We start from the raw sequence: 14,530 nt of genomic DNA, 5'->3' as shown, positions 1-14,530 counted from the left end.
AGTGATGCAGGTGCTGCGATTGTGCGGGAGCGGGCAGGGATCGACAAGTGAGGATGTTACCGAGCCGGGCGCGTTTCGTCGGAAAGAATGTCAGCGTGAGGCTTCGTCGAGCATGTTTTCCTCGATGGCGCCGTAGATGGCGTGCGATTGATCGTGCATCACGGCCCAATAGCGGTCGCCGAACGACCAATGCCACCATTCCGACGGGTAATTGGTCAGGCCGGCGCCCGACAGCGCGGTGATCAGCACCTGACGGTTGCGGGCGGCTGCGCGGCTGATGAACGGGTTGTGCGTGTAGCACGCGCCGGAGGATTCCTGGTCGGTGGCGTTCATGATGCAGCCCATGTCGAGCTCGATGCCTTCTGCCGAGATCAGTGTGAGGTCGATGGCTGCACCCGTTGGGTGCGCGGCGACTTCCGGCGGCGCGACGTGGTGGCTCGTCAGGGCGATCAACGCGTCTTCGTCCGGAAGCGGATTCAACGTGCGGCGCAGATGCGCGAGGTGTGCGGAGAAGTAGTCGCGCTGCAGGGCCAGCGGGCGATAGCCTTCCTTGACGTATAGGCGCAGGCCGGCGGGGAGCGCTTGCGCGGCGGCGATCAGCCGTTCGGCCACGCCACGACGCACTTTCAGGAAATGCGGGCTTCTGCTTTCGATGTCGCGGCGGCCGAGATCGACGGCAATGCGTGCATGGAAACCTGCGAGATCGACAAACCCTTCGTGCGACTCCAGCAGGGTAATGGACCGGACAACGGGATCGGAGAGCGAAATCACGATAGTGGACGAAGTGGCGCAATGACGGTTGCGGGCCACGTCCGGCTGGCAGCAGGAAGCGCGGTTGCGCGAGGCCGGGTGCTCGTGGTTGATTTGGTCAGACGAATCGCCAATATGCCAGACTCCGGCGGAGGATGTGTCGCGGTTTCCGCTGCGGGGGCGTGAGCCTCTTATCCTCGCGTATCGATGGTCGTGCCCGCGTGGACGCCGTCGTTTCGCGTGTCGTGTGACGGCGCCTCCCAACCGCTTTCCTCGATTGGATCGACGGGACCGTCGTAGCGCACGACCGAGCCGCGCAATACGTCCAGCGGCTGCCTTGCATATCGTTGGTTATGCATCCGCCCACTTCCTCAACAGGTTGTGATAAATCCCCGTCAACGAGATGACCATCGGATCCTTCGCGCCTTTTTCCGCGGAAAGCGCCTGAATTTGCGTATCGAGCTGGAACAGCAGCGTGCGGTCGCCGTCGTCGCGCACCATGCTCTGAATCCAGAAGAACGACGCGACGCGCGCGCCGCGCGTCACGGGCGTGACGTGATGCAGGCTCGACGCCGGATACAGCACGAGGTCGCCCGCCGGCAGCTTCGCGCGATGGGTGCCGTACGTATCCTCGACACACAGCTCGCCGCCGTCGTACGCATCGGGTTCTTCGAGAAACAGCGTCGCCGACAGGTCGCTGCGCACGCGGAAATCCGTGCCGCGCAGCAGCCGGATCGCGTTGTCGACGTGCGTGCCGAACGTCTCGCCGCCTTCGTAGCGATTGAACAGCGGCGGAAACACCTTGAGCGGCAGCGCCGCCGAGAAGAACAGCGGATGACGTGCGAGCGCGTCCTGGATCGCGTCGCCCACCGCGCGTGCGGCCGGCGCGCCTTCCGGCAATTGCCGGTTGCGTTTCGCGAGCGCCGACTGCGTGCCGGACGTCGCATTGCCGTCGACCCATTCGGCCGCATCGAGCAGTTCGCGACATTGCGCGACCTGTGCTTTCGTCAGTACGCCGGGGATGTGAAGCATCATGATGCGGTGTCCATACAATGTGGCTGCGGCTGGGGTGGCAACTGCAGCGCCGCCGCACGAAACGCGTCGATCGGCGACGACGCGAGATACGCGCGCATCTTCGCGACGAACGCGGGGGTAGCGGTGGCCGGCACGCGTGCAAGCCACGCGAGCGCTTCGTCGATGCGCCCGCGCTCGGCGAGCAGCCGCGCAAGGTTGAACTGGCCGCGGAAGTCGCCGGCCACGGCGGCGCGTCGATAGTGGTCGAACGCGGCGTCGCGGTCGACCGGCACGACCCAGCCGTCCTCGTAAAAGCCGCCGATCAGGTTGATCGATTTCGCATGGCCGAGTGCGGCCGCGCGCTGAAACCAGTCGAGCGCCTCGGCGCGGTTCTCGTCGACGCCGTTACCGAGCGCGAGCGCCGTCGCGTAGTTGTACATGCCCCAGTCGAGCCCTGCCTGCGCGGCGAGCCGGTACCAGTACACGGCAACCGGCGCGCACGCGGCCGTGCCCCAGCCGAACTCGTAGCAGCGGCCGAGCATGTTCATCGCCATCGTGTGGCCGGCGCGCGCCGCGTGCCGGAACCAGTTGAACGCGGCCGCCGGATCGCGCGCGACGCCGTGCCCGTCGAGCAGGTATTGCCCGTAGACGGCCTGTGCATCGACGATGCCGTTGTCGGCCGCCGCCGCGACCCACGCGGCGGCGCGCTCGGCCGGCCCGGCCAGGATGTCGGCGAACTCGCGCGGCGAAACCGACGCGAGCGCCTTCAGCGACACGGCCTCCATCGATCAGTAGCGCGCGTTCAGCGTGACGAACGCCGAGCGGCCCGGTGCGATCGACGCGTAGTGCGCCGGATACGCCTGGTCGAAGTAGGTGCGGTTGAACAGGTTGTTCACGTTCAGCTGCAGGTCGAGCTTCTTGTTGATGCGGTACTGCGCCATCGCATCGAAGCGCCAGTACGACGGCACCGCGTGCTGGTTCGCGGGATCGCCGAACACCTGCGACATGTAGAACGCGCCGCCGCCGACGGTGAACTTCGGCGTCACGTCGTAGTTCGACCACATCGTGAAGCTGTGCTTCGGCGTGTTCGGGAACCGGTTGCCGTTGTTCGCGGTGTCCTTGCCGTTGTCGCGCAGTTCGCTCTTCATGTACGTATAGCCGCCGAACAACTGCCACTGCTTCGTGATCTGGCCCGCGACGCCGAGTTCGAGACCCTGCACGCGCTTGTTGCCCACCATCGCATATTGGTTGTTCGGCAGCGTCACGCGCGCATTCGTCGTATCGATCTGGAACAGCGCGGCCGTCAGCGCGAGCTTGTCGTTCAGCACGTTCCACTTCGTGCCGAGCTCGATGCTGCGGTTTTTTTCCGGCGACAGCTGATCGGCGTTCGAGCCGACGCCGCCGCGGCCCGGCGTGAGCGACTGCGTTTCGCTGCCTTCACCGAGCAGCATGCCGGCCGGCGTCGACGACGTCGCGTACGACGCATAGATGCTGCCGTTCTGCGCGGGCTTGAACACGAGGCCGGCCTGCCAGTTCACGAGCGTGTCGTCACGCGTGGTGGTCTTGCCGCCGTTGGCCTTGGTGTCGGTGAAGCGGGTCGAGTAGTCGTCGATGCGCACGCCGCCGTTGACCTGCCAGCGCGGCGTGATCTCGATCGTGTCGAAGCCGTAGATCGACTTCGTCACGGTGCGCGCATACGCGTAGTCGTTGTTGCGCGTGATCGAGCCGGCCCACGGGTCGTTCGGGTTCGGCGACCACAGGCTCGTGCAGTTGTAGCCGGACGCGGCACCGACACCGTTCTGGCAGATCTTGCCGTTCGCGGCGGCGACGTTGTACGTGTCGCGCTTGCCCCATTCGCGCGACAGCTCGATACCGGTCGTGAAGCTGTGCTTGAACGGGCCGGTGCGGAATTCGCCGAACAGTTCGGTCTGGTTCGCGATGCTGTTGATTGCGCTGTTGCGGTTGTTCGCGCGCCGCCAGACCTTGCCGTTGACCACGTTGCCCTGGCTGTCGTCGGGCTGCGTCCAGATGTAGTCCTGCGTCGATTCCGTATAGCGCGTGGTGTTGCGGATCGTCAGCGACGACGTGAGGTCGTGCTCGATCTTCAGCGTGCTGATGTCCGACGTCGTCTTGCGGAAATCGCGGTTGGTCAGGCCGTAGAAGTTGTGGCGGTCGACGGGCGCCGGGCCGTCGGTGGCGACGCCTTTCGGGAGGTTGAAGCCGTAGTAGTACGGGATGCCGCCGTCGGGCAGGTCGTCCGTCTGCAGGTGGTAGTAGCTCGCGACGACGCGCGTCGACGTGCCGAGGCCGAACGCGATCGACGGGGCGACGCCCCAGCGCTCGTTGTTCACCGCGTCGCGGCCGGCGACGTCGTTGTTGTGGCTCATCAGGTTCAGGCGGAACGCGGCGTGGTCGGCGAACTGCCAGTTGCCGTCGGCCGTGAAGCGGCGATAGCGGTCGGTGCCGAGGCCCGCGCTCGCGGCGGCGGTGGTGCCGAGGTGCGGGGCCTTCGTGATCAGGTTGATGCTGCCGCCCGCGCCGCCGCGGCCGCCGTACGCGCCGTCGGAACCCTTGGTGATCTCGATGCGCTCGGTGTTGAAGATCTCGCGCGTCGTCGCACCGGTGTCGCGCATGCCGTCGACGAACATGCTGCCCTGCGTGTCGTAGCCGCGGATGAACGGGCGATCGCCGAGCGGGTTGCCGCCTTCGCCGGCGCCGAACGTGATGCCGGGCACGGTGCGCAGCGCTTCGGTCAGCGTCGACGCGCCGCTGTTCTGGATCAGTTCCTGCGGGATCACGGTGACGGACTTCGGCGTGTCGACGAGCGGCGCGGTGAATTTCGCCGAAGCGGAGAAGTCGGCCTTGTAGCTGTGCTCGGCCTTGCCCTGGACCTCGATCGGCGCGAGATGGCCTTCGGTGCCGGCCGGGGCGGGCGGCGGCGTGCCGTCCGCCGCGAAGGCCGGGCTTGCGGCGAGCACGCTGCACAGGGTGGTGAATTTGCCGAGCTTCAGCTCGTCGGGACGTGACTTCATGGTGCGCTTCGACCTCGCGGTGTGGCCCCGGGGGCGGTGCGCTACGGAAGTGTGCATGCCGCCGGGAATTATTACGATTTGTTTTCAGGCGGCATTCTATGTAATTTTCTGTTGAATGAGAAGCGTTCTTGTTAGCGTTTGTTGGGAAATTGTTAGCGAATGTGGCGGGTGGTTGTGAGCACGGGATCGTGTGGTCCGAGACGGTGATGGACCTCGGTTCGTGCCTGGGGAAGTGGTGGGGGCGTTGATGAGAAAGCCGGGATTGTTTTGCAGTCGCTGGGTGCCTTATGAGACAAGGTGTGCCGCAACCATGGCACATTGGCAGATCTTCAACGCACGCCAAGGGGGGCGTTCTGAATCCTGACAATCGATTCCTTGTGTTTCAACTAGGCGCCATTTCTGCGGTCATTTTGATGGCCTTTATGTTCTCCGTGCTGTCGCAGGATTCGTTTGCCGGACCAGGCGTACCGGTGATCCAGTGCGCGACAATTGGTGCAATTGCCGCCGCACTCGGCAGCTTGTGGATGTTCAGGAGCATGCGGAAGCCACTGGAGAATCCATTGGTTCACGCGTTGGGAAATCTCGCCGCTGGGGCTGGAATCGGATTTTGGTTGATCTGGAGCGCGCTTCAGGCCCTGCCGCGGTTGACTGCTACGGCAACCCAGACTTACCGAGTTGAGTACACGCGTACCGATGGCTGGAAGAACTGCAGGTTCGGTGTTGCGTTTGATGCCCCGTTTCTTCGAGAGCATGTGAAGATCTGTGGGGGGCGTTGGGGGCTTTCGCCAGACGCCCCCCGTGGCATGTTGAACGTCGTGGCACAGACCGGGCCATATGGGATGTACCTGCAGTCGATTACTGACACGAGCATCGAGGTAGATCCGGGCGGACAACCGATCCGCCGATGCTCGGCGAATCAAGGGTCGTCCTGTTGATGGGATGAGTGGCGGCGTCCGAATCTCGCCGTCACCCCGACGTCAATCCACGCCGTGAAACACCGCATCCTCCGGCCCGAGATACGCCGGCGGGCGCCACGTCGCGTCGCGCATCGAATGCTGGACGAGGTTCTCCACACCGAGCAGCACCGCGAAGATCGCCATCCGCACCGGAATGCCGTTGTCGGTCTGGCGGAAGATCGCGAGGCGCGGGTCGCGGTTCAGGTCGACCGACAGGTCGTTCGCGCCGGGCCGGCTGTCGCGCGGCAGCGGATGCATGATCAGCGTGTCCGGCTTGCACACCGAATCGACGAGCGCCTGGTTGATCTGGAAATCCGGCGTGTAGCCTTCGAACGACTCGTCGGTGAAGCGCTCCTTCTGGATCCGCGTCGCATAGACGACGTCAGCGCCGCGCAGCCCGGCTGCGAGATCGGTCGTCTGCTCGATCACATGGCCGTTCGTCGCGATCTGGTCGACGATGTAGGCCGGCATCTCGAGCGTCGGCGGCGACACGAGCGTGAACTTGAGCCCGCGGTACAGCGCGAGCAGCTTGACGAGCGAGTGCACGGTGCGGCCGTACTTGAGGTCGCCGACCAGCGCGATGTGCGCGCCGTCGACGATCTTGCCGAGCCGCGAGAACTCGCGCTGGATCGTATAGAGATCGAGCAGCGCCTGGCTCGGGTGCTCGCCGGGGCCGTCGCCGCCGTTGATCACGGGCAGGTTGGTCGCGCGCGCGAATTCGGCCACCGAGCCTTTCTCCGGATGGCGGATCACGAGCGCGTCGACATAGCCGGCCATCACGCGGCTCGTGTCGTAGATCGATTCGCCCTTGGCCATCGACGAGAACGTGAAGCCCGTCGTGTCGCACACCGAACCGCCGAGCCGGCAGAAGGCGGCGCCGAACGACACGCGCGTACGCGTGCTGGCCTCGAAGAACAGGTTGCCGAGCACCGCGCCTTCCAGCACGCGCGAAATCTTGTGGCGGCGCGCGATCGGCTGCATCACGTCGGCCACGCGAAACAGCGCCTCGACCGATTCCCGCGAGAACTGGTCGACCGACAGCAGTTGCGGCTTGCCCTCGAAAAAGAACTGCTTGGCGAGCCCCTGGTTATCTACGCTTTGCGTATAGTTGCCGCCTTCCGGTACCGAGCGCTCGACGATTTCCGACACGAAGCGTTCGACGATCTCGGGCATCCCGCGCGATTCCTGCGAATCGTCGGGCAGCAGCCAGGTATCCAGCGCGCGCCGGCTCACACCGATGCGGCTGGCGAACGCTTCGCGCGTCATGTTGAGGCGGCGCATGGCGTCGCGGAGGAAGGCTTGCTGGGGAACGGTCATCGGCGGCTCCTGACGAAAAATATACGCGGTGCGTATATTAGTTCGTGGCGCGTTGAAGTCAAGGAAAATCTGCGCGAACCGGCTGTGTGGCCCATGTGACAGGCGGCGGGTTCGGACTGGCGCGCGGCGGCCGTCTCCGTATAATCAGGTCAGGCCCCGTGCCCGGTATCTTGCCGGGCGCGACGCCGCACACGTTTCGCCCGTCGGGCTTGTTGATTCCAAGGAGAATGAGAATGACGCGTACGATTGCTGCAATGCTGCTGGTGGTGACCGCCGCGCTTGCCGGTTGCAACACGGTCGCCGGTGTGGGGCAGGACATTTCGAAGGGCGGCCAGGCGATCAGCGATTCGGCTGAAAAGGCCAAGTAAGCCGAGCGGTTCCGGAATGCAGAAGGCGCCGGGCCGTCCCGCGATTGCGGGGCGGCCCGGCGCCTTTTTTTCTTGCGGCCGGCACTCGATGCCGATGACGTCAGGCGTGCTCGACGAACGCGTAACGGCCTTCGACCTTGCGCGGCGTGAACCAGCCGTAGTCGGGGAACAGGCGGTTGCGGACGAACCAGACATAGCCCACTAGCAGGACCGTGATCGCGAGGCTCGGCAGCGCGGTCGACGGATCGCGTCCGAGCGCGGCGATGGTCTTCGGCACCTGCAGCAGCGACAGCAGGATGAACGCGTGGTACGCGCCGACACGATGGGTTGCAAAGCCCCAGATGAACAGCAGCGACAGCGGCACGGTCAGCGCCAGGAACACCAGCACGAGGCCGTTGCCGGCGCCGGTGGCGAAGAAGTAGTACGCGAGCATGAGGCTGATTGCGAGCTGGGCGATGCCGAGCGCGACCAGGATCCGGACGTGCAGCTTGTTCCGGCGGCAGCGTTCGGGATCGGGGTGCGACGCGATCAGGTGCGCAAGCACGCGATCCTTGAGTCCTTGTCCGGACAGTTCGGCCAATGCGTCGGCCTTCCTCGTTCCCGCGGACAGCAGCACCGCGATTCTTGTTCTGGCTTCCTTCCTGTTCATTGCGTGGCGGATTGTTGTTCGATGGTTGTCAAAGGTCTCGGCCACGCGAATATTGCATCTTGCGGGGTGGGGCGCAACGGTTTTGCGGTGCGCGGACACATTCCTACAGTTGCCGGCCGCACGGGGGAAACGCGGGGATCGGCCGGTTACACGGCGGGGCGGAGCCGCCGCCGTTTCCGCAACGGCGCAACGGCGCAACGGCGCAACGACGCAACGACGCAACGACGCAACGACGCGAGGAGCGCGAGTCAGTCGGTGGCTGTTTGCGCGGCGGGCGCGGGGCGGGACGGCCGACCGGGATTTTCCGGGTGCGTATCGCGTACTTCGGCTGGCGGTTCGCGTCGCCGCGTCGCGCCGACGACCATGCCGGCGACGACGAGCGCGATACCCGCGATACGCGTTCCGCTGAGCGTTTCGCCGAATAGCGCGACCGCGAACAGCACCGCCGAGACCGGCGCGACCGCCGTGAACAGCGCGGCCTCGGTTCCGCTCGTGCGCGCCGAGCCCGCATACCAGCACAGGTAGCCGAGCACGGTCGGCACCAGCGCGTAATAGGCGATCGCCGACACCGCGCCGACAGTCCAGCCGGTCGCCACCGCGTGCCATTCGAACGCGGCGGGCACAAGGGCGAGCACGAGGCCGAGACCGGACATCGCGGTGGACAGCGCCAGCGGCGGCAACGGTGCGGCCAGCCGCCGGTTGAGCAGGATGAATACGGCCTCGCAGGCGACGGCGGCCAGCACCAGCGCGTCGCCGGCGAGCGTGCGGAGCGACGGCAGGGCCTGGCCGGGCGCGAACGTGACGAACAGCACGCCGGCCGTAGCGAGCGCGGCGGCCACCCAGTCGCGCGGCGTCTGCCGCTCGCGCAGCACGACGGCCGCAATCAGCGTCGACATCGCGGGCAGTGTGCCGAGCATCACGCCCGCGTCGAGCGGCGACGACAGCTTCGTGCCGCAGATCAGCAGCACCGTATAACCGACACCGCCCGCCGCCGCCTGGATGACGAGCAGCACGGCGTCGCGCGTGGAGAGGCGTGGCCAGCGCATGCGCTGCGCGCGCATCAGCGCGAACAGCAGCGGTGTCGCGATCAGGAAGCGCAGCGCGGTGGCCGCGAACGGCGGCAGGCCGCCGGCCGCGAGACGGCTCGCGATGACGGTGCTGCCGACGCCCGCCATGGCGGCCGCGAGATAGAGATAGCCGATCAGTCGTGTCTTCATGCGCCGCATCGTCGCGTACGGCGGCCGTGCACGTCTTGAACGAAATTGCAGCGTGCGCGGGCGTGTCGAATACGGAGCGCGCGATTCGGCATGCTCGGACGACCGGGGCGGCGACGCTCACCGCGAGCAGCGCACGGCGTGGCGTGCCGTCGCAGTAGTCGACGTGGTCGCAGCCTTCGAGGTCAGTATGTTTGGCAACGGGCCCTGCAGGATGGCAGCGGCGTCAAACGGCCTGCGTGAACCGCCCCGGCGTGATCCCGAACTGGCGCGCGAACGCACGCGTCAAATGGCTTTGATCGGCAAAGCCGGCTTCGGCCGCGGCATCGGCGATCGGCAAGCCGCTGGCAAGCAGCGCGCGCGCCAGCCGCGCACGCGACTGGATCAGGTACGCGTGCGGTGTGATGCCGAGTTCGCGGGCAAACCCGCGCAGCAGCTGGAAGCGGCTGACGCCGCTCAGGTCGGCCAGCTCGGCGAGCGAAACGGGCGCGGCCGGCGCCGCGTCGAGCCGCTCGCGGGCGAGGCGGATCGCCGGTGCGACGCCCGCCGCCGGCAGCGTGCGGTTCGCATGCCGGGCGAGCAGCCCGGCGACGAGCATCACGAGCGCCTCGTCGCGGGCGAGCGGCTGGGATTCTCCCGCGACGATACGTGCATGCAGCTGGCCGACGGCGGCCGCGAGCCGCGCGTCGCGTACCGCCGGATGCGCCAGTTCGATGCCGCCGAGGCCTTCTTCCACCGCCACGCCAGCAACCAGCGCGGGTGTGAGGTACAGCATTCGCCAGCGCCGGCCCGTGCCGGCCTCGATCGGCGAGCCGTCGTGCATCTCGCCCGGGTTGACCATGATCGCGTCGCCGGCCAGTGCGTCGACCTGCCCGCGGCCGCTCCACGACCGATGTGCGCCGCTGAGGATCACGCCGACCCCGAATTCGTCGTGCGCGTGGCGTGGAAATGCACGGTCGGATTCGAGGCTGATTGCCTCGATGCCTTCGTCGGTCCGTCGGTAATGGGTGACGCGGTGCATGTGCGCTCCTCGCGCCGGGCGCGGCGCGGATGTCGTGCACTTTAGCGCGTTCCGGCGCCGCGCGCCCTTCATCCTTTTGGCCGATACCGCGCGGCGCGCGCAGCCCGCACCATGTGCACATGAGCAGCGTACACGGCCCGCCGGGCCTGAAGCTGCGCGGGAGACGGCAGGTGGAACGACAGGATCCGGTATTCATTCAGGTTGGCGCGCTCGCGGACGGCTTCGCGCCGGAAGCGAACATCCTCGCATCCGTCGACGCGCTCGCCGGGCGGACGCTTGCGCTCGGCGACGCATCGGGCGCGTGGCGCGTCTATACGTTCGAGCCCGGCGCACTGCAGTGGCGCGATGCGGCGACCGACACGGGCGGCCGCGAGCCGTGCCGCGTGACGCGGCTGCGCGACGGGCTGTACTTCGTCGACTACATCGATTCGGCCGCCCGCGCGACGTCGGTCAGTCTCGTGATCGATCTCGACAACGGCGTATGGACGTCGGTCGTCGGCGCGCTGCCGACCGAAGCCGACACGCGCATCGACGCGTTCACACGGGTTGCGCGCGGGCTGCCGCTGACGGGCGTCGAGGCCGAGTTCCGGCACGGCACGCTCGGCGGCCATACGCAGCCGGGGCCGTTGCACAAGCCCACGCGCGAGCTGATCGGCAAGCGGACGATGTATCGCTACAGCCCGACCGAATGCTATGAGCACATCTATCTGAACGAGAATTTCTACGCGTGGCAGTGCCTGCAGGGTGTCGAAGGCGGGCTGGCCGATGTCGACCGCTGTCATTACTTCAGGATTGCGGACGAACTGTATCTGTTCGTGTGGCGAGAAAAGGTGGTGCCGACGCTCGGCGTCGTCCTGATCGACCTCGCGCAGCGCAAGACGGACGGCAAGATCTTCGGCTATCAGGGCGGCGATTTCGGCACGCTGTCGAACTTCCCCGTCGGCGCGCACGCACAGGTGCTCAACGAAACCGTGCATCCGCTCGGCGGCGAGGCGCAGCGATGAATGCCGTGCCGGGCAGCGGCCGTCTGCGGGCGGATTTCAGCGGGCGCGTCGTGCTCGTCACGGGCGCCGCGCAGGGAATCGGCGCGGCGATCGCCCGCCGGTTCGCGGAATCCGACGCGTTCGTCGCGCTTGCCGACCTGAACGGCGAGGCGGCCGCCGCGCAGGCCGATGCGCTCGCGAGCACGGGCGGCGAGGCGCGCGCCTATCGGGTGGATGCCGCGAGCCGCGATGAACTGCGCGCACTGGTCGCGGCGGTCGAGCGCGACGGCGGCCGGCTCGATGTGGTCGTCCACAATGCCGCGTATTTTCCGCTGACGCCGTTCACGCAGATCGACGAGCCGACGCTCGACCGGACGCTGTCGGTCAACCTGTCGGCGCTGTTCTGGCTCGCGCAGGCTGCGCTACCGGCATTCGAGCGCGCGGGAGCGGGGCGGCTGCTCGTCACGTCGTCGGTGACGGGGCCGCGTGTCGTGTATCCGGGGCTCGCGCATTACGCGGCGTCGAAGGCCGGCGTGAACGGCTTCATTCGCGCGGCGGCGCTGGAACTCGCGCGCCGCAACGTGACGGTCAACGGCGTCGAGCCGGGCATGATCCGCACGCCGGCGGCCGGCAATCTCGGCGACGCGTCGGTCGCCGCGCAGATCGCGCGCGACATTCCGCTCGCGCGGATGGGCGAACCGGAAGATATCGCGAACGCGATGCTGTTTCTCGCGTCGGCGGATGCCGCTTACATCACCGGGCAGACGATCGTCGTCGACGGCGGCGCGACGTTGCCCGAGAGCGGGGCGGTGCTTGGCGGCGAGTGACGGTGGGCCGGGCAACAACTGGCGGAACAGGGCGGTTCCGGCGGCACGCTTCGAATTCGCGCAGCGGGCTTGGCGGGATTCGTCGGGCGAATCTGCGCAGGCGTCAGTCCGGCTTCCCGTCATGGTCCCCGAGTGGCCTGTCGGGCCAGTCCACCCAGCGGTCCGCGCGGGGAGCGGTTCAGGCGCCGGCGTTAGCGGTGCCTCGCGCCCCCTCCCGGCGAATGAACCTCGGCCGATAACTTGCCAGCGAATGCGGCAGGACGATTGCTCGTCGAATTTTCCTGGCAGCCGTGGCGACGAAGCCGGTTGGCGCAATGTTGAACGCTGCCAATGCGGGACGTCAGGCGCGGTCGGCGAGATTCATGGCGGCCCGGATACCGCGGATCGGGCGATCGACGATATCCCCGGAAATCGGCGCAGAACCTGGTCTTGCGTTGCGCAAAAAACGTCTGCGTCGCCACGCGTGCGTGCCGCCCGCCGCGCATCGCCGCGGCTACAGCCAGCCGTTGCGGATGAACTCGACGATCAAATAGCGGCGGTGCTCGAGATCGTGCTGTCGAACAGCGTCGACGATGCGCGATACACCGTCGGCGTACGGGGTCGCGCCCACCACACGCGATTCGAACTGCAGGCTGCACGCGCCGTCGTCGATGCGGATCCGGTGTATCGCGTGGCGGCCGAGTTGATCGTCGGCGACCGCGAATTCGCTGCGCTGCACGTCCGGGTCGCGCACGGAGCGGATGTCTTCCGGCCGCACGCCGAGCGACTGGCCGATCCCGACGGCCGTGCCGGGGACGGACGTCTTGCCGGCCTGATGCGACTCCGTCAGGGTGATTCGGCAGTCGTGAAACAGATGGCCGCTGGTTTCCAGCATGCTCATGAACTTGAGCATCAGGATGTTCGTGTTCGGACACAGCACGACCGGGAAAGCGTGCGAGCCGGTTTCGAGCTCGGAGCCGGTCGACAGTTCGACGAGTGGCGATCCGGTGGCCGCGCAGAACGCGATCACGGCGGGGAGTTCGCGGCCGGAACCGGCATGCACGACGATCGTTCGGGCGTCGCTGCGCTGCGCGTCGTCGCGCGCGCTGTCCGACCAGGGGATCACGCGATAGGTGGCCGGGTCGAGCCGGTGCGCGTCGAGCAGTTCGCTGGCCAGCTTGCCGGTTCCTACGACGAGTACTTGCATGACATTCACGGATTGAGGTTCAGGATTCGGGACGGGCCGTGATGCGGGCCGTCGGGTGGCTCGGCACGGTCGCGGCGCGTGCGCCGGACCGGCCTCGCGCATTATGCCCGGCCGCTCGCCTGCGTGCCCGCCGGGCCGCGCAGGCGGCGGCCCGGTGCGTCAGCTCGCCGACACCGTCGGCAGCCACGCATTTGCCGCGTTCTGCGTCGCGAGTTGTTTCGCGATCGAGCGCGCGAGGCGGTCCGTATCGGACGCCACCGTATCGTGCTTTACTTCCGACACGCCATGCAGGCCGGCGCCAACCGCTGCCGACGTCGCGAGGCGGCCGGCCGCCGCGCCGACCCCGGCGGTTTCCACCATGCCGGGCAGGTGGCCGCTGTTCGCGCTGGACGAGAACGTGCCGAGCGGCTGCGGCGCGCCATGCGCCGGCTGGAACAGCACGGTGACCGACGCCTTCACTTCGCTCTTGCCCGCGCCGAGCCCGATCAGCGTGCGGCGGCGGCGGTTGCCCGCGTCGATCGACTCGAACCGGCCCTCGACGACCAGCGCGTCGCGTCCGTCCGGCACCGGGCCGCGCAGCGCGGGGATGCCTTGCGACCGGAGTTCACGCACGAGTGCGTCGGCGAGCTGCTCGCGAGTTTTAAGCGCGCTCTGCTGGCGCTGTACGTCGGCGGACGATCCGCTCGCGAGGGTCGCGATCTTGCTGATCATTCCGCCGTCGACCTTGACGTCGGTCGTGTCCACGTCGAACGTGGATACATACACGACGTCCGCATGAACCTGCGGCTGCGTGCGAGTTGCCGGCGCGGCGGTCATGGACGTGGTCGCGGTCGATGCGCAGCCGGTCATCGCGACGGTGCCGGCGATCAGCGCGACACTGGTCAGACGTTTGGCGTGGGCGGCAAGTGCGTGAAGGGAAGAAAACATGTCGATCTCCGTGGCCTGGATGAAGGTGCCGATACTGTCGCGGCATTCAGGAACGCGAACGATCGGAAGCGGGGCGTGATCGCTGGCTGGGGAGAGGTTTCATGCCGTTGCGCAACACGCAGGCGCAAGTATGCGGAGGTCGGGCGTGATGCGCCACGCAGGAATTATGTCGGCGCATGTCACGTGCTGCGGTGCGCGGATACGCGAGGTCGTGTGGCGTTGGCGCGGACAGGTAGACAGTCGGATAAAAGGCCAGATGGCAGATGGTCAGACGGTCAGGCGGCCA

General features: G+C 67.1%; 14 protein-coding genes. 3 read left to right on the top strand and 11 right to left on the bottom strand.

Annotation, left to right across the window (positions count from 1 at the left end):
• Positions 1-90: 90 nt before the first annotated feature.
• The 6 genes from CFB41_RS27090 to CFB41_RS27065 all read right to left on the bottom strand — a co-directional run bounded on the left by CFB41_RS27090 (position 91) and on the right by CFB41_RS27065 (position 7,069).
• Complete coding sequence (locus CFB41_RS27090) at positions 91-771, bottom strand: M15 family metallopeptidase (protein WP_256941207.1); 681 nt, start codon at positions 769-771, stop codon at positions 91-93.
• A gap of 330 nt (positions 772-1,101) precedes the next feature.
• Complete coding sequence (locus CFB41_RS27085) at positions 1,102-1,785, bottom strand: Fe2+-dependent dioxygenase (RefSeq protein ID WP_089458582.1); 684 nt, start codon at positions 1,783-1,785, stop codon at positions 1,102-1,104.
• Positions 1,782-2,549 carry a tetratricopeptide repeat protein gene (locus CFB41_RS27080; RefSeq protein WP_089458581.1) on the bottom strand — a complete coding sequence of 256 codons (768 nt, stop codon included), beginning with the start codon at positions 2,547-2,549 and terminating at the stop codon, positions 1,782-1,784. Before CFB41_RS27080 ends, CFB41_RS27085 begins: the two co-directional genes overlap by 4 nt.
• Before the next feature lie 3 nt (positions 2,550-2,552).
• Positions 2,553-4,796 (bottom strand): TonB-dependent siderophore receptor, encoded by a 2,244-nt coding sequence (locus CFB41_RS27075; protein ID WP_089458580.1) that lies wholly within the window; start codon positions 4,794-4,796, stop codon positions 2,553-2,555.
• A 382-nt stretch (positions 4,797-5,178) separates the two neighbouring features.
• Positions 5,179-5,334, bottom strand: a complete 156-nt coding sequence (locus CFB41_RS38300; protein ID WP_179250174.1) for a hypothetical protein — start codon at positions 5,332-5,334, stop codon at positions 5,179-5,181.
• 439 nt (positions 5,335-5,773) lie between these two features.
• Positions 5,774-7,069 (bottom strand): aspartate carbamoyltransferase, encoded by a 1,296-nt coding sequence (locus CFB41_RS27065; protein ID WP_089427078.1) that lies wholly within the window; start codon positions 7,067-7,069, stop codon positions 5,774-5,776.
• Between the two features lie 233 nt (positions 7,070-7,302).
• Between CFB41_RS27065 and CFB41_RS27060 the strand changes: the two genes are divergently transcribed.
• On the top strand, positions 7,303-7,437 hold the full coding sequence (locus CFB41_RS27060) for an entericidin A/B family lipoprotein (RefSeq protein ID WP_006485835.1): 135 nt from the start codon (positions 7,303-7,305) through the stop codon (positions 7,435-7,437).
• A gap of 100 nt (positions 7,438-7,537) precedes the next feature.
• Here the strand turns inward: CFB41_RS27060 and CFB41_RS27055 are convergent, their stop codons facing one another.
• The 3 genes from CFB41_RS27055 to CFB41_RS27045 form a co-directional block, all read right to left on the bottom strand.
• Positions 7,538-8,086, bottom strand: a complete 549-nt coding sequence (locus CFB41_RS27055) for a permease (RefSeq protein ID WP_089442008.1) — start codon at positions 8,084-8,086, stop codon at positions 7,538-7,540.
• Positions 8,087-8,334: 248 nt separating this feature from the next.
• Positions 8,335-9,303: a DMT family transporter gene (locus CFB41_RS27050; RefSeq protein WP_256941206.1), complete on the bottom strand. Its 969-nt coding sequence runs from the start codon at positions 9,301-9,303 to the stop codon at positions 8,335-8,337.
• A gap of 223 nt (positions 9,304-9,526) precedes the next feature.
• Entirely contained in the window at positions 9,527-10,321 is a 795-nt protein-coding gene (locus CFB41_RS27045) for an AraC family transcriptional regulator (protein WP_089458577.1), read from the bottom strand.
• 170 nt (positions 10,322-10,491) lie between these two features.
• On the opposite strand from CFB41_RS27045, the gene CFB41_RS27040 reads away from it, so the two are divergent.
• Both CFB41_RS27040 and CFB41_RS27035 read left to right on the top strand, forming a co-directional pair.
• Positions 10,492-11,325: a molybdenum cofactor biosynthesis F family protein gene (locus tag CFB41_RS27040; RefSeq protein WP_089459002.1), complete on the top strand. Its 834-nt coding sequence runs from the start codon at positions 10,492-10,494 to the stop codon at positions 11,323-11,325.
• Positions 11,322-12,131 (top strand): SDR family oxidoreductase, encoded by an 810-nt coding sequence (locus CFB41_RS27035; protein ID WP_089458576.1) that lies wholly within the window; start codon positions 11,322-11,324, stop codon positions 12,129-12,131. Before CFB41_RS27040 ends, CFB41_RS27035 begins: the two co-directional genes overlap by 4 nt.
• A gap of 493 nt (positions 12,132-12,624) precedes the next feature.
• Here CFB41_RS27035 and CFB41_RS27030 read toward each other — a convergent pair whose 3' ends face one another.
• On the bottom strand, positions 12,625-13,317 hold the full coding sequence (locus tag CFB41_RS27030; RefSeq protein ID WP_089458575.1) for a dihydrodipicolinate reductase: 693 nt from the start codon (positions 13,315-13,317) through the stop codon (positions 12,625-12,627).
• A gap of 159 nt (positions 13,318-13,476) precedes the next feature.
• A complete protein-coding gene (locus CFB41_RS27025; protein WP_089458574.1) occupies positions 13,477-14,244 on the bottom strand; it encodes a DUF4410 domain-containing protein in 768 nt (255 codons plus the stop codon).
• Positions 14,245-14,530 lie beyond the last annotated feature (286 nt).

Source organism: Burkholderia sp. AU33803 (genome assembly GCF_002223095.1).
In the GTDB taxonomy this organism is placed as follows: domain Bacteria; phylum Pseudomonadota; class Gammaproteobacteria; order Burkholderiales; family Burkholderiaceae; genus Burkholderia.
The sequence above is the reverse complement of the archived record's forward strand: the minus strand, read 5'-3'. Positions and strand labels throughout refer to the sequence as shown.

Bases quoted from the DNA above. Each gene is read 5' to 3' on its own strand.
- CFB41_RS27085 (WP_089458582.1), bottom strand. From the start codon at position 1,785: ATGATGCTTCACATCCCCGGCGTACTGACGAAAGCACAGGTCGCGCAA.
- CFB41_RS27080 (WP_089458581.1), bottom strand. From the start codon at position 2,549: ATGGAGGCCGTGTCGCTGAAGGCGCTCGCGTCGGTTTCGCCGCGCGAG.
- CFB41_RS27075 (WP_089458580.1), bottom strand. From the start codon at position 4,796: ATGAAGTCACGTCCCGACGAGCTGAAGCTCGGCAAATTCACCACCCTG.
- CFB41_RS38300 (WP_179250174.1), bottom strand. From the start codon at position 5,334: ATGCTCCTGAACATCCACAAGCTGCCGAGTGCGGCGGCAATTGCACCA.
- CFB41_RS27065 (WP_089427078.1), bottom strand. From the start codon at position 7,069: ATGACCGTTCCCCAGCAAGCCTTCCTCCGCGACGCCATGCGCCGCCTC.
- CFB41_RS27060 (WP_006485835.1), top strand. From the start codon at position 7,303: ATGACGCGTACGATTGCTGCAATGCTGCTGGTGGTGACCGCCGCGCTT.
- CFB41_RS27055 (WP_089442008.1), bottom strand. From the start codon at position 8,086: ATGAACAGGAAGGAAGCCAGAACAAGAATCGCGGTGCTGCTGTCCGCG.
- CFB41_RS27050 (WP_256941206.1), bottom strand. From the start codon at position 9,303: ATGAAGACACGACTGATCGGCTATCTCTATCTCGCGGCCGCCATGGCG.
- CFB41_RS27045 (WP_089458577.1), bottom strand. From the start codon at position 10,321: ATGCACCGCGTCACCCATTACCGACGGACCGACGAAGGCATCGAGGCA.
- CFB41_RS27035 (WP_089458576.1), top strand. From the start codon at position 11,322: ATGAATGCCGTGCCGGGCAGCGGCCGTCTGCGGGCGGATTTCAGCGGG.
- CFB41_RS27030 (WP_089458575.1), bottom strand. From the start codon at position 13,317: ATGCAAGTACTCGTCGTAGGAACCGGCAAGCTGGCCAGCGAACTGCTC.
- CFB41_RS27025 (WP_089458574.1), bottom strand. From the start codon at position 14,244: ATGTTTTCTTCCCTTCACGCACTTGCCGCCCACGCCAAACGTCTGACC.